A 14,267-nucleotide genomic window follows, 5' to 3' on the forward strand; every position below is an offset into this window, starting at 1 on the left:
CCCCCCGCCGCGAGGGATCCGGCGCGTCCGGCACGTCCGGCAGCGCCGGCACCTCCGGCGTGCCGCACGGACGCTCTCCCGGGGCCCGCAGGCCGGCCGCCGGCGGACGCGACGCCAGGGGCGCCCGGGACCGGGCCGGCCGCGGGGCCGTACCGCCGCGGCGCAGGCCCCCGCGCCCGGTCACGCCGGCCGGTGCGCCGCTGCTGCGGCTGGGCCGGCCACGGCCGCGCCTGCGACTGGTCAGCTTCGCTCTCACGCTGGTGATGCTCACCTTCGTGATCCGGCTCTTCCAGGTGCAGGCCGTGGACGCCGCGACCTACGCCGCAAAGGCCGAGGTCAACCGCAACGTCAAGGTGACCCTCGCCGCCGAGCGCGGGACGATCACCGACCGCAACGGGGTCGATCTGGCCACCACCGTGGACGCGTACGACATCACGGCCGACCCGATGCTCTTCACCCCCAAGTACGCCGAGGTGAAGGACGCTCCGGCGCGCGCCGCGGAACTGCTCGCGCCGATCGTCGACGGCGACCAGAAGGAGATCGCGAAGCAGCTCGCCAACTACCCGGGATCGCGCAACGAGATCATCGCCCGGCAGCAGTCGCCGCAGGTCTGGAACCAGATCAAGGACCTGCAGAGCGCGCTAGCCGACCGGGCCGAGAAGGGCGACGGCGTCAACTACCTCGCCGGGGTCTTCCGGCTCCGGCACGCCAAGCGCGTCTACCCCGCGAGTGACCTCGCGGCGGGCGTGATCGGCTGGGTGAACGCCTCCGGCGCGGGCGGCGGCGGTCTGGAGAGCCGCCTCGACAAGGCACTGGCGGGAAAGGACGGCACCGTCACCTACGCCCAGTCCGGCGGCCGCCGGGTGCCCACGGCCAGCGTGCAGGAGCGCGCCGCCGAGCCCGGCACCGACGTGGAGCTGACCCTGGACCGGGACATCCAGTGGGCCGCCCAGCGGGCGATCACCCAGCAGGTGAGGGCGTCCGACGCCGACCGCGGCTACGTGATCGTCCAGGACACCCGCACCGGGCAGGTGCTGGCCATGGCCAACGCCCCCGGCTTTGACCCCAACGACCTGACCCGGGCCGACCCCACCGCCCTCGGCAACGCCGCGCTGCAGGACGCGTACGAGCCCGGCAGCGTCAGCAAGCTGATGTCCATGGCCGCGGTCCTCGACGAGGGCGTGGCCACCCCGGACACCCACGTCACGGTGCCCGGCACCCTGCCGCGCGCCGACCGCGTCTTCCACGACGACGTGGACCACGGCACCTGGCACCTGACCCTGAACGGCGTGCTCGCCAAGTCCAGCAACATCGGCACGATCCTGGCCGCCGAGCAACTCGGCAAGAACCAGAAGCAGGCCAACCGCGTCCTCTACTCGTACCTGAGGAAATTCGGCATCGGGCGGCCCACGGGGGTCGGTTTCCCCGGCGAGACGCCCGGCATCCTGGCGAGGCCGGACCAGTGGAACGCGTCCCAGCAGTACACCATCCCCTTCGGGCAGGGCCTGTCGCTGAACGCGCTGCAGGCCACCTCGGTGTACTCGACGATCGCCAACGGCGGTGTACGGGTCGAGCCCAGCCTGGTGCGCGGCACGACCGGCCCGGACGGCCGCTTCGTCCCGTCCCCGCAGGCGCCGCGGACCCGGGTGGTCAGCGCGAAGACCGCCAAGACGCTCACCACCATGCTGGAGTCCGTGGTCGGCGACGAGCAGGGCACCGGCACCAGGGCCCGCATCGCGGGGTACCGCGTCGCGGGCAAGACCGGCACGGCCAACCGGGTGGACCCGGAAACGGGCACCTACAGCGGCTACACGGCCTCGTTCATGGGATTCGCCCCCGCCGACGACCCGCGGCTGACCGTGTCCTGCGTGATCCAGAACCCGACCCGCGGCAGTTATTTCGGTGGTCAGATCTGCGGCCCGGTGTTCAAGCGGGTCATGGAGTTCGCCCTGAAGTCCCTGCAGGCGGCGCCCAGCGGAACCAAGGCCCCGAACCTGCCGGTCGAGTGGGACCCCTCGAAGCCGTGACCGGCGAGCAGGGGAGGAAGGAACGGCGGCCGTGAACGGACACGACCCCACAGCGGAAGGTACGGGCGGTAGCCCCGCGCACGCGGACCGTACCGGAGGAAGCAGCAGGCCGGAAGCCCGGCGAGGGGCTTTTGGCCCGGAGCCCGGCCCGGCGGGTACTCTCACGGCCGTGTCACACGCTGATCAGTCCCCCCGCCCCGAACCGACGCAGCCGGGCGCGCCCCGCCCCACCCGGGTCCGGCCCGTACCGACCACGGAACTGGCCGCGCGGCTGGGCGCGGAACCGCCCGCGCCCAGCGCCGCCCCGGTCACCGGGATCACGCACGACTCGCGGGCCGTCCGCCCCGGCGACCTGTACGCCGCGCTGCCCGGTGCCCGCTTCCACGGTGCCGACTTCGCCCCGCAGGCGGCCGAACTGGGGGCCGCGGCGATCCTCACCGACCCGGCGGGCGCCGAGCGTGCGGCGGCGACCGGCCTGCCGGTGCTGACGGTCCAGGACCCCCGGTCGCGGATGGGCGAGCTGGCCGCCGAGATCTACGGCCGGCCGGGTGAGGACCTGCTGCAGATCGGGATCACCGGCACCTCCGGCAAGACCACCACCGCCTACCTCATCGAGGGCGGCCTGCGGGCGGTGCACGGCGGCGGGACGGGACTGATCGGCACGGTCGAGTCCCGGATCGGCGACGAGCGGATCAAGAGCGAGCGCACCACCCCCGAGGCCACGGACCTGCAGGCACTCTTCGCGGTGATGCGCGAGCGCGGGATCGAGTCCCTGGTCATGGAGGTCTCCAGCCACGCCCTGGTGCTGGGACGGGTGGACGGGGCGGTCTTCGACGTCGCCGTCTTCAACAACCTCAGCCCCGAGCACATGGAGTTCCACTCGGGCATGGAGGACTACTTCCAGGCCAAGGCGCAGTTGTTCACCCCGCGCCGCAGCAAGGCCGGCGTGGTCAACATCGACGACGAGTACGGCCGCCGCCTGGTCCGCGAGTCGCAGGTGCCGGTCACCACCTTCTCCGCCGACGGCCACCCCGACGCCGACTGGCGCGCCGAGCACGTCGTGACCGGGCCGCTGCGCTCCACCTTCACCGTCGTCGGCCCGGGCGGCGTGCGCATCGAGGCCGCCTCGCCCCTTCCCGGCCCCTTCAACGTCGCCAACGCCCTCGCCGCGATCGCCGCCCTGGCGGTGGCCGGGATCGACCCGCAGACGGCCGCCCAGGGCGTCGCCGCCGTCCCGGGCGTGCCGGGCCGGCTGGAGCGCGTCGACGCGGGCCAGCCGTACCTCGCGGTCGTCGACTACGCCCACAAGACCGACGCCGTCGAATCGGTGCTGCGGGCCCTGCGCAAGGTCACCAAGGGCAACCTGCACATCGTCCTCGGCTGCGGCGGGGACCGCGACGAGACCAAACGCGGCCCGATGGGCGCCGCCGCGGCACGGCTGGCCGACACGGCCGTGCTGACCTCGGACAACCCCCGCTCCGAGGATCCGCTCGCGATCCTCACCGCGATGCTGGCCGGAGCAGCCGGGGTGCCCGCGCACGAGCGGGGCCATGTCGTCGTCGAACCCGACCGGGCGGCGGCCATCGCGACCGCCGTCGCCCTGGCCCGGCCGGACGACACCGTACTGGTGGCCGGCAAGGGCCATGAGCAGGGCCAGGACATCGCCGGAGTGGTACGCCCCTTCGACGACCGAGAAGTGCTGCGCGCGGCCATCGAACGGGCCGCCGGCACACCAGCGCAGGAGAAGGACCAGGACCAGCTGTGATCCCACTCACCCTCGCCGAGGTCGCACACGCGGTCGGCGGGAGCACGTACGACATACCGGACCCGACGGTGCCCGTCACCGGGTCCGTGGAGATCGACTCCCGCAAGGTGACGCCGGGCGGCCTCTTCGTCGCCTTCCAGGGCGAGCACGTGGACGGTCACGACTACGCGGAGCGGGCCGTGGCGGCCGGAGCGGTCGCCGTTCTGGCGGCCCGGCCGGTCGGCGTGCCCGCGATCGTCGTGGACGACGTCCAGCTCGCCCTGGGTGCACTGGCCAGGCACGTCATCGAACGGCTCGGCGCGACCCTCGTGGCGCTGACCGGATCGGCGGGCAAGACCAGCACCAAGGACCTCACCGCACAGGTGCTGCAGCGGCTCGCCCCGACCGTCTGGACGCCCGGCTCGCTCAACAACGAGATCGGGCTGCCGCTGACCGCGCTGCGCGCCGACGACACCACCCGGCACCTGGTGCTGGAGATGGGCGCCCGCGGCATCGGCCACATCCACTACCTCACCGAGCTGACCCCGCCGCGGATCGGCGTGGTCCTCAACGTCGGCACCGCCCACATCGGCGAGTTCGGCGGCCGAGAGCAGATCGCCCAGGCCAAGGGCGAGTTGGTCGAGGCGCTGCCGGAGGCCGCCGACGGCGGCGTCGCCGTGCTCAATGCGGACGATCCCCTCGTACGCGCCATGTCCTCCCGCACCAAGGCGCGCGTCGTGCTGTTCGGCGAGTCCGCCGACGCAGACGTCCGCGCCGAGAACGTCCGCCTCAACGACCGAGGTCAGGCCGTGTTCACGCTCACAACGCCTACCGGGTGCAGCGAAGTGACCTTGCGCCTGTACGGTGAGCACCACGTGTCGAACGCGCTTGCCGCGGCCGCCGTAGCCCGTGAACTCGGCATGCCCGTCGACGAGATCGCCACCGCGCTCTCCGAGGCGGGGACGCTGTCCCGCTGGCGCATGGAGGTCGTCGAACGGCCGGACGGCGTGACGGTCGTGAACGACGCCTACAACGCGAACCCCGAATCCATGCGAGCCGCCCTGCGCGCGCTCGCGGCCATGGGCCGTGCCGCCGAGGCACGCGGGGGACGCACGTGGGCGGTGCTGGGCGAGATGGCGGAGCTCGGCGGGGAGGCCCTCGCGGAGCACGACGCTGTCGGACGGCTGGCCGTCCGGCTCAACGTCAGCAAGCTCGTGGCAGTCGGCGGCCAGGCGGCCGCCTGGGTGCAAATGGGCGCCTACAACGAGGGTTCGTGGGGTGAGGAGTCGGTGCACGTGTCCGACGCTGAGGCGGCGATCGACCTGTTGCGCAGTGAACTGCGTCCGGGGGACGTCGTGCTGGTGAAGGCATCGAGGGCGGTCGGCCTGGAGCGGGTCGCACTCGCGCTGCTCGACGGCGTCGAGGGCGGGGGCGCTGAGTAATGAACCAGATCCTGGTCTCGGGTGTTCTCGGTCTGTTCCTGTCCCTCGTCGGTACCCCGATGCTGATCAAGCTGCTGGCCCGCAAGGGCTACGGCCAGTTCATCCGCGACGACGGGCCCAAGGAACACCACAGCAAGCGCGGTACGCCCACCATGGGCGGCATCGCCTTCATCCTGGCCACGCTCGTCGCGTACGCGCTCACCAAGGTCATCACCTCGGAGCGCCCGACGATCTCCGGCGTGCTGGTGCTCTTCCTCTTCACGGGACTGGGCGTCGTCGGCTTCCTCGACGACTACATCAAGATCGTCAAGCAGCGCAGCCTGGGCCTGAGGGCCAAGGCGAAGATGGCGGGCCAGCTGATCGTCGGCATCACCTTCGCGGTGCTGTCGCTGCAGTTCTCCGACGCCCGCGGCGTCACCCCGGCCTCCACCCGGCTGTCCTTCACACAGGACTTCGGCTGGTCCCTCGGCCCGGTGATCTTCGTGATCTGGGCGCTGTTCATGATCCTCGCGATGTCGAACGGCGTGAACCTCACCGACGGCCTCGACGGCCTGGCCACCGGCGCCTCGGTGATGGTCTTCGCCTCCTACACCGTCATCGGCGTGTGGCAGTACGGCCAGTCCTGCTCCAACGTCATCACCGCGGGGCCCGGCTGCTACGACGTACCGCACCCGCTCGACCTCGCGGTCGTCGCCGCGGCGCTGATGGGCGCCTGTTTCGGCTTCTTGTGGTGGAACACCTCGCCGGCCAAGATCTTCATGGGTGACACCGGCTCGCTCGCGCTCGGCGGCGCCCTGGCCGGTCTGGCCATCTGCTCCCGCACCGAGCTGCTGCTGGCGATCCTGGGCGGCCTCTTCGTCCTGATCACCCTCTCCGTGGTCATCCAGGTCGGCTCCTTCCGCCTGACCGGCAAGCGGGTCTTCCGCATGGCACCGCTGCAGCACCACTTCGAGCTCAAGGGCTGGAGCGAGGTCCTGGTCGTCGTCCGCTTCTGGATCATCCAGGGCATGTGCATGGCCGTCGGCCTCGGTCTCTTCTACGCGGGCTGGGTGGCCGCGCAGTGACCTCGGCCCCCGGGCAGGAGCCCGGCTCGCGTCAGGGCGGCCTTCCGCCGGCCGCCGTCGAGGCGGCCGGGCGGCTCGGACTGCCGGGCCGCCGGGTCACCGTCGCGGGGCTCGGCGTCTCGGGCGTGCCCGCCGCCAAGGTGCTGCACGCCCTCGGCGCCCGCGTGACGGTCGTCAACGACGGCGACGACGAGCCGGCCCGGGCCCAGGCCGCCGAGCTGGAGGCGCTGGGCGTCACCGTGCGGCTCGGGGACGGCCGGACCCTGCCCGAGGGCACCGAACTGATCGTCACCTCGCCCGGGTGGAAGCCCACCAGCCCGCTCTTCACGGCCGCCGGGGCCGCGGGCGTGCCCGTGTGGGGCGACGTGGAGCTGGCCTGGCGGCTGCGCGGCCCCGGGGCGGCGCCCTGGCTCGCCGTCACCGGCACCAACGGCAAGACCACCACCGTGCAGATGCTCGCCTCCATCCTGCGCGCTGCGGGCCTGCGCACCGCGGCGGTCGGCAACATCGGCACGCCGATCCTGGACGTCGTCCTGTCCGGGCAGGAGCACGACGTCCTCGCCGTGGAGCTGTCCAGCTACCAGCTGCACTGGGCCCCCTCGGTGCGCCCGCACTCGGCCGCCGTCCTGAACCTCGCCCCGGACCACCTCGACTGGCACGGCTCGATGGAGGCCTACGCCGCCGACAAGGGCCGCGTCTACGAGGGCAACAAGGTCGCCTGCGTCTACAACCTCGCGGACCCCGCCACCGAGGCGCTGGTGCGCGAGGCCGACGTCGAGGAGGGCTGCCGCGCGATCGGCTTCGGCCTCGGCAGCCCCCGGCCCTCGGAGTTCGGGGTCGTCGAGGGCATCCTGGTCGACCGGGCCTTCGCGCCCGAGCGGCACAAGAACGCCCAGGAGCTGGCCGAGGTCTCCGACGTGCACCCGCCGGCCCCGCACAACATCGCCAACGCCCTGGCCGCGGCCGCCCTCGCCCGTGCGTTCGGGGCCTCGCCGACCGCCGTCCGGGACGGCCTGCGCGCCTTCCGGCCGGACGCCCACCGCATCGCCCACGTGGACCGGATCGACGACGTGGACTACGTCGACGACTCCAAGGCCACCAACACCCACGCCGCCGAGGCGTCCCTCGCCGCCTACGAGCACATCGTCTGGATCGGCGGCGGCCTCGCCAAGGGCGCCACCTTCGACGAGCTCGTCAAGGGCGCGGCCAAGCGGCTGCGCGGCGCCGTGCTGATGGGGGCCGACCGCGCCCTCGTCCGTGAAGCGCTCGCGCGACACGCCCCCGAGGTCCCGGTCGTCGACCTCGACCGCACCGACACTGGGGCGATGGCGGCGGCCGTCCACGCCGCGCGGGACCTCGCCCACCCGGGGGACACGGTGCTGCTGGCACCGGCCTGCGCCTCGATGGACATGTTCGCGGACTACAAGGCTCGCGGAAACGCCTTCGCGCAGGCCGTACGGGATCTGCGGGCGCCCGGCGCCGGGCAGTAGCCGGGGCCGCTCCGGCACGCACCGCGACCTAGGAGGGGACATGACGGCAGCCGACCACGGTGACGCCTCCGGTTCTCGTTCCCGCAACGCCCTGAAGGCGCCCGCCCGCCCCCCGCGGGCGGCGCCGCCCCGGCGCGGGGCGGCCGCCGCCGGGGCGCGCACCCCCGGCGGGAAGGCGTCGCGGGGCAGCGCGCTGCGGGGCGCCAGGGTCGTCCTGGACCGCGCCATGCGGACCTGGGACCGCCCGCTGACCGCGTACTACGTCATCCTCGGCAGCAGCCTGCTGATCACCGTGCTCGGCCTGGTGATGGTCTTCTCCGCTTCGCAGATCAAGGCGCTGGAGTACGGGCTGCCGTCCACGTACTACTTCCGCAAGCAGCTGTTCGCCGCCGTGCTCGGCACCGGCCTGCTCGTCGCGGCCTCGCGGGTGCCGGTGCGGCTGCACCGGGCGCTGTCCTACCCGCTGCTCGTCGGCTCGGTCTTCCTCATGGCCCTGGTCCAGGTGCCGGGGATAGGGCAGTCCGTCAACGGCAACCAGAACTGGCTCTACCTCGGCGGCCCGTTCCAGCTGCAGCCCAGTGAGTTCGGCAAGCTCGCGCTCGTCCTGTGGGGCGCGGACCTGCTGGCCCGCAAGGAGGACCTCAAGCTCCTCGTTCAGTGGAAGCACCTGCTGATCCCGTTGGTGCCGGTCGCCTTCCTGCTGCTCGGCCTGATCATGCTCGGCGGTGACATGGGCACCGCGATCATCCTCACCGCGATCCTGTTCGGCCTGCTGTGGATCGCCGGCGCCCCCACCCGCCTGTTCGCGGGCGTCCTGGGGGTCGCGGGGATGATCGGCTTCCTGCTGATCAAGACCAGCGGCAACCGCATGGACCGGCTCGCCTGCATCGGGGCCACCGACGTCACTCCCGGTGGCGGCTGCTGGCAGGCCGTGCACGGGATCTACGCCCTCGCCTCGGGCGGATGGTTCGGTTCCGGACTCGGCGCGAGCGTGGAAAAATGGGGTCAACTGCCCGAGCCGCACACCGACTTCATCTTCGCCGTGACCGGGGAGGAACTGGGGCTGACGGGGACGCTGTCGGTGCTCGTCCTCTTCGCGGCTCTAGGCTATGCGGGTATCCGCGTGGCCGGTCGTACGGAGGAGCCCTTCGTCAGGTTTGCCGCGGGAGGCGTGACGACGTGGATCACGGCGCAGTTCGTGGTCAACATCGGTGCGGTGCTCGGCCTGCTGCCGATCGCCGGTGTCCCGCTCCCGCTGTTCTCCTACGGAGGCTCGGCCCTCCTGCCGACCATGTTCGCGATCGGGCTGCTCATCTCCTTCGCGAGGAGCGAGCCCGCCGCGCGAGCGGCACTCAACGCGCGGGGGCCCGGCTACTGGCCGGGGGCAATGACACGGACGATGAGGCGGTTCGTCAGACGGCGACCGTCCGGAGAGCGGTGAATTTCGGTGCATGTCGTACTCGCCGGTGGGGGGACCGCCGGCCACATCGAGCCCGCGCTCGCGCTCGCCGACGCCCTGCGCAGGCAGGACCCGACCGTGGGGATCACGGCACTCGGCACCGAGCGGGGTCTGGAGACCCGGCTGGTGCCGGAACGCGGCTACGATCTGGCGCTCATCCCGGCCGTCCCGCTGCCGCGCAAGCCCACCCCCGAGCTGATCACCGTCCCAGGGCGGCTGCGCGGCACCATCAAGGCCGCCGAGCAGATCCTGGAGCGGACCAAGGCCGACGCGCTCGTCGGCTTCGGCGGCTACGTCGCCCTGCCCGGATACCTGGCCGCCAAGCGGCTCGGCGTGCCGATCGTGGTGCACGAGGCCAACGCCCGCCCGGGCCTCGCCAACAAGATCGGCTCCCGCTACACCGGCTACGTGGCCGTGAGCACCCCGGACAGCAAGCTCCGGCACTCCCGCTACGTCGGCATCCCGCTGCGCCGGTCCATCGCGACCCTCGACCGCGCCGCGGTCCGCGCGGAGGCGCGTGCCGCCTTCGGCCTCGACCAGAACCTGCCGACCCTGCTGGTCTCCGGCGGTTCCCAGGGCGCCCGGCGGCTCAACGAGGTGATCGCCTCCGTCGCCCCGCGCCTGCAGCAGTCCGGCGTCCAGATCCTGCACGCGGTCGGCCCGAAGAACGAGCTCCCGCACGCCGACAACATGCCCGGCATGCCGCAGTACGTCCCGGTCCCCTACCTGGACCGGATGGACCTCGCCTACGCCGCCGCCGACATGATGCTCTGCCGGGCCGGCGCCATGACCGTCGCCGAGCTCTCCGCCGTGGGCCTGCCGGCCGCGTACGTCCCGCTGCCGATCGGCAACGGCGAGCAGCGGCTGAACGCGCAGCCGCTCGTCAAGGCGGGCGGCGGCGTCATCGTCGACGACGCGGACCTCAGCGCTGAGTGGGTGCTCGGCAACGTGCTGCCCGTCCTGACCGATCCGCACCGCCTGTACGAAATGTCGCGCGCCGCGGCAGAGTTCGGCCGCCCGCACGCCGACGAGCTGCTCGTCGGCATGGTCTACGAGGCGATCGCCGCCCGCCGCGGCTGAACCCCGGTGCCGGCCGGGCACCTCCGGCACCCCCGGCGGGCGACGCCGGGGGTCCCCCGTGCTCCGTTGGGGTCACGGGGGAGGAGGCCCGGCCCGCCGGGCGGCGCGCGGCCGCCCGGGCACCCAGCACGACGACTAGCCTGCCCGGAAGCGCAAGGCAGTTCCGACGACCCCGGAGGCGAACGTGGCCGTACCGACGACCGCCCCGGCGGCCGGCGAGCAGGACGGCGGGACCGAGCGCCCGCCGCGGCGGAGCCGGCGCCTCATCGTCCTGACGGCGCTCGCCGCGGCCACCGTGCTGGGCGGCACGGGCACCTGGCTGTTGTACGGCTCCGCCTGGCTGCGCGCGACGCAGGTCCGCGTGACGGGCACGGAGGTGCTCTACCCCGACCAGGTGCGCGACGCCGCGCAGGTGCCGCTCAACGGGCCGCTGGTTTCCGTGGACACGGACGTGATCGCCCGCCGGCTGAAGGCGCGGTTGCCGCGCATCTCCGCCGTGGAGGTGGAGCGTTCGTGGCCGCACGCGATCACACTGAAAGTGACGGAGCGAACTCCCGCCGCCCTTGTGAAAGGTGACGGGTACTTCGTCGAAGTCGACGCGGACGGCTTCCGGTTCGACGAGCGGGACACTCCTCTCAAGGGTGTGCCCATCATCGAATTGAGGCCTGACCGCGACTCCGCGAGCTATCGTCTTTTTGGGACAAAACGACTATTGGCGGCGGCGGTTCAGGTCGCGGCGGACCTGCCGAAGGTCGCATACCGGGACGCACAGCTCATCGATGTGCGCTCATATGACGACATTACGGTCGAACTGACCGGTGGACGTGCGGTGATGTGGGGGAGTGCGGATCGAGGGGCGGAGAAAGCGGTTGCCCTCGCGGCGCTGATGAAAGTCGAGCACGATGCCGAGTTCTTCGACGTGAGCGCCCCAACATCCCCTGCTGCGTCGGACAGTTGACGTCCCAGCCTTCTGTTCGACACCCTGGTTGGTCCGGCTCTGGCGTGATCACATAGGGTCAAAAGAAAAACGGGAGGTTCGGCGTGTTCGTTGAACGCGAACCGCTTGTCGATTTAGTGTCCTGTCCCAAAGACAGTGCGGGACAGACATACTGGTAACCCTAAACCTCAGGGTTAGGGTTCGGATCGGCCGGCCTTCCCGACGGTCCCCACAGGTATACGTAACTCGAGGCGAGAGGCCTTCGACGTGGCAGCACCGCAGAACTACCTCGCAGTCATCAAGGTCGTCGGCATCGGCGGCGGTGGCGTGAACGCCATCAACAGGATGATCGAGGTCGGTCTCAAGGGCGTCGAGTTCATCGCGATCAACACCGATGCACAGGCCCTGCTGATGAGCGACGCCGACGTCAAGCTGGACGTCGGCCGTGAACTCACGCGTGGACTCGGCGCCGGGGCCAACCCGGACGTCGGCCGGAAGGCCGCCGAGGACCACCGCGAGGAGATCGAAGAGGTGCTCAAGGGCGCCGACATGGTCTTCGTCACCGCGGGCGAGGGCGGCGGCACCGGTACCGGCGGCGCGCCCGTCGTGGCCAACATCGCCCGCACGCTGGGCGCCCTCACCATCGGTGTGGTCACCCGGCCGTTCACCTTCGAGGGACGCCGCCGGGCCAACCAGGCCGAGGACGGCATCGCGGGGCTGCGCGACGAGGTCGACACCCTCATCGTGATCCCGAACGACCGGCTGCTGTCCATCTCGGACCGCCAGGTGAGCGTGCTGGACGCCTTCCGCTCCGCGGACCAGGTGCTGCTCTCCGGTGTCCAGGGCATCACCGACCTGATCACCACCCCCGGTCTGATCAACCTCGACTTCGCCGACGTGAAGTCCGTGATGTCCGAGGCGGGTTCGGCCCTCATGGGCATCGGCTCGGCCCGCGGGGACGACCGCGCGGTCGCCGCGGCGGAGATGGCCATCTCCTCGCCGCTGCTGGAGGCGTCCATCGACGGCGCCCGGGGCGTACTGCTCTCCATCTCCGGTGGCTCGGACCTCGGCCTGTTCGAGATCAACGAGTCGGCCCAGCTGGTCAGCGAGGCCGCCCACCCCGAGGCCAACATCATCTTCGGTGCGGTCATCGACGACGCCCTGGGCGACGAGGTCCGGGTCACCGTCATCGCGGCCGGCTTCGACGGCGGGCAGCCGCCGACCCGCAACCGCGACAAGGTGCTCGGCTCGTACTCCTCCCGCGAGGAGAACTCCTCCTCGTCGCCGGCCCGTCCGGCCACCCCGGCCACCGAGCCGGCCCGCCCGGCCTTCAGCGGCCTGGGCAGTGTCACCCAGCGTGAGGAGGGGCCGAAGCCCGAGCCGGTCGCCGAGGTGCCGGCCCAGCCGATCGCCCCGCAGGTTCCCCCGGCGCGTCCGTACCAGGACACTGCCGCCGAGGAACTCGACGTACCCGACTTCCTGAAGTAAGCACAGTCACACGTGATAACGCTCAACCACGCACGTCCGGGCGGCGCCCACTTCGCCTTCACCGACAGGTGGGGAGGGGTGAGCGCCGCTCCGTACGACAGCCTCAACCTCGGCGGCGCGGTCGGTGACGACCCGGCCGCCGTCCTTTCCAACCGTGACCTCGCCGCACGCGGGCTGGGCCTCGACCCCGCCCGGGTGGTGTGGATGAACCAGGTGCACGGCAACGACGTCGCCGTGGTCGCCGCCCCCTGGGCCGACGGCCGGGTCCCGGAGGTGGACGCCGTCGTCACCACGCGGCCCGGACTCGCCCTCGCGGTCCTGACCGCCGACTGCGTCCCGGTCCTGATGGCCGACGCGCACGCCGGGGTGGTGGCCGCGGCCCACGCCGGCCGCCCGGGTCTGCTGGCCGGGGTCGTCCCGGCGGCGGTCGAGGCCATGGTCGGCCTCGGCGCCCGCGCGGAACGGATCACCGCGATGACCGGCCCCTCGGTCTGCGGCGCCTGCTACGAGGTGCCCGAGGCGATGCGCGAAGAGGTCGCCGCCGCCGTCCCCGAGGCCCGTGCCACCACCAGTTGGGGCACCCCCTCCCTGGACATCGCCACCGGAGTGCACGCCCAACTTGCCCGACTGGGTGTCCCGATGGGTGAGAAATCCCATATTTGTACGATGGAGTCCGGAGACCACTTCTCCTACCGCCGTGAGCGGACCACCGGACGACTCGCGGGATATGTCTGGCTGGACGGCCCGAGTGACTGACCGTACGCAAGAGCGAAGGGCCGAGCTGGCCGGGAACCTGGCCGCGGTCGAGGAGCGCATCGCGGCGGCCTGCGCGGCGGCCGGCCGGGCGCGGAACGAGGTGACCTTGATCGTGGTCACCAAGACCTACCCGGCGAGCGACGTGCGGATCCTGTCGGAGCTCGGCGTCCGCCAGGTCGCGGAGAACCGCGACCAGGACGCCGCCCCCAAGGCGGAGGCCTGTGCGGACCTACCGCTGACCTGGCACTTCGTGGGTCAGCTGCAGACGAACAAGGTGCGCTCGGTGGTCCGCTACGCGGACCTCGTGCACTCGGTTGACCGCCTCCGGCTGGTCGAAGCGCTCTCCGCGGCCGTCATGAAGTCCGAGCGGGCCGACCGTGAGCTCGGCTGCCTGGTCCAGGTCGCGCTCGACGCCGAGGCCGGGGCGCAGGGCGCCCGCGGCGGAATCGCACCCGATGCCGTCGAAGGGATCGCCGAAACCGTCGCGGCCGCCCCCGGGCTGCGCCTTGACGGACTGATGACGGTCGCACCGCTGGCGGGGCCGTACGCGGGTCAACCCCGCGCCGCCTTCGATCGGCTGGCGGAAATCGCATCCTGCCTGCGCGCGTCGCATCCGGCTGCAAACATGGTCTCGGCAGGGATGAGCGCGGACCTCGAAGAGGCCGTCGCCGCCGGTGCGACACACGTACGCATCGGTAGCGCGGTACTCGGAGTCCGGACCGGGCTCGGGTAACGTCACCAAACAAGTCGGACCACACAAAAAATATGGTCTTTCCCCGC

Annotated in this window: 11 protein-coding genes; all 11 read left to right on the plus strand. The window is 72.0% G+C overall.

Annotated elements, in window-relative coordinates; translation table 11 throughout:
- Positions 1-2,027 (plus strand): peptidoglycan D,D-transpeptidase FtsI family protein (locus PV410_RS36920; protein ID WP_500330484.1); only part of this gene is annotated, 2,027 nt, incomplete at its 5' end.
- 169 nt (positions 2,028-2,196) lie between these two features.
- Entirely contained in the window at positions 2,197-3,792 is a 1,596-nt protein-coding gene (locus PV410_RS36925) for a UDP-N-acetylmuramoyl-L-alanyl-D-glutamate--2,6-diaminopimelate ligase (protein WP_500330485.1), read from the plus strand.
- Positions 3,789-5,213, plus strand: a complete 1,425-nt coding sequence (locus tag PV410_RS36930; protein ID WP_500330486.1) for a UDP-N-acetylmuramoyl-tripeptide--D-alanyl-D-alanine ligase — start codon at positions 3,789-3,791, stop codon at positions 5,211-5,213. Before PV410_RS36925 ends, PV410_RS36930 begins: the two co-directional genes overlap by 4 nt.
- Entirely contained in the window at positions 5,213-6,277 is a 1,065-nt protein-coding gene (mraY, locus tag PV410_RS36935) for a phospho-N-acetylmuramoyl-pentapeptide-transferase (protein ID WP_499511361.1), read from the plus strand. Before PV410_RS36930 ends, mraY begins: the two co-directional genes overlap by 1 nt.
- Before the next feature lie 80 nt (positions 6,278-6,357).
- The gene (gene murD / locus PV410_RS36940; protein WP_500330579.1) at positions 6,358-7,767 is read left to right on the plus strand and encodes a UDP-N-acetylmuramoyl-L-alanine--D-glutamate ligase; all 1,410 of its coding nucleotides are present in this window, start codon (positions 6,358-6,360) and stop codon (positions 7,765-7,767) included.
- 40 nt (positions 7,768-7,807) lie between these two features.
- Positions 7,808-9,208: a putative lipid II flippase FtsW gene (gene ftsW, locus PV410_RS36945; RefSeq protein WP_500330488.1), complete on the plus strand. Its 1,401-nt coding sequence runs from the start codon at positions 7,808-7,810 to the stop codon at positions 9,206-9,208.
- Between the two features lie 6 nt (positions 9,209-9,214).
- Positions 9,215-10,306, plus strand: a complete 1,092-nt coding sequence (gene murG, locus PV410_RS36950; protein ID WP_500330489.1) for an undecaprenyldiphospho-muramoylpentapeptide beta-N-acetylglucosaminyltransferase — start codon at positions 9,215-9,217, stop codon at positions 10,304-10,306.
- A gap of 184 nt (positions 10,307-10,490) precedes the next feature.
- A complete protein-coding gene (locus PV410_RS36955) occupies positions 10,491-11,264 on the plus strand; it encodes a cell division protein FtsQ/DivIB (RefSeq protein ID WP_500330490.1) in 774 nt (257 codons plus the stop codon).
- Positions 11,265-11,510: 246 nt separating this feature from the next.
- A complete protein-coding gene (gene ftsZ / locus PV410_RS36960; protein ID WP_500330492.1) occupies positions 11,511-12,731 on the plus strand; it encodes a cell division protein FtsZ in 1,221 nt (406 codons plus the stop codon).
- Between the two features lie 15 nt (positions 12,732-12,746).
- The gene (gene pgeF / locus PV410_RS36965) at positions 12,747-13,487 is read left to right on the plus strand and encodes a peptidoglycan editing factor PgeF (RefSeq protein WP_500330581.1); all 741 of its coding nucleotides are present in this window, start codon (positions 12,747-12,749) and stop codon (positions 13,485-13,487) included.
- On the plus strand, positions 13,459-14,220 hold the full coding sequence (locus tag PV410_RS36970; RefSeq protein ID WP_500330494.1) for a YggS family pyridoxal phosphate-dependent enzyme: 762 nt from the start codon (positions 13,459-13,461) through the stop codon (positions 14,218-14,220). Before pgeF ends, PV410_RS36970 begins: the two co-directional genes overlap by 29 nt.
- Positions 14,221-14,267: the final 47 nt, after the last annotated feature.

The organism is Streptomyces sp. PA03-5A, from assembly GCF_033792725.1.
In the GTDB taxonomy this organism is placed as follows: Bacteria; Actinomycetota; Actinomycetes; order Streptomycetales; family Streptomycetaceae; genus Actinacidiphila.

Excerpts from the sequence above, each read along its gene's own strand:
- mraY (WP_499511361.1), top strand. The coding sequence starts at position 5,213 with ATGAACCAGATCCTGGTCTCGGGTGTTCTCGGTCTGTTCCTGTCCCTC.
- ftsW (WP_500330488.1), top strand. The coding sequence starts at position 7,808 with ATGACGGCAGCCGACCACGGTGACGCCTCCGGTTCTCGTTCCCGCAAC.
- PV410_RS36970 (WP_500330494.1), top strand. The coding sequence starts at position 13,459 with ATGTCTGGCTGGACGGCCCGAGTGACTGACCGTACGCAAGAGCGAAGG.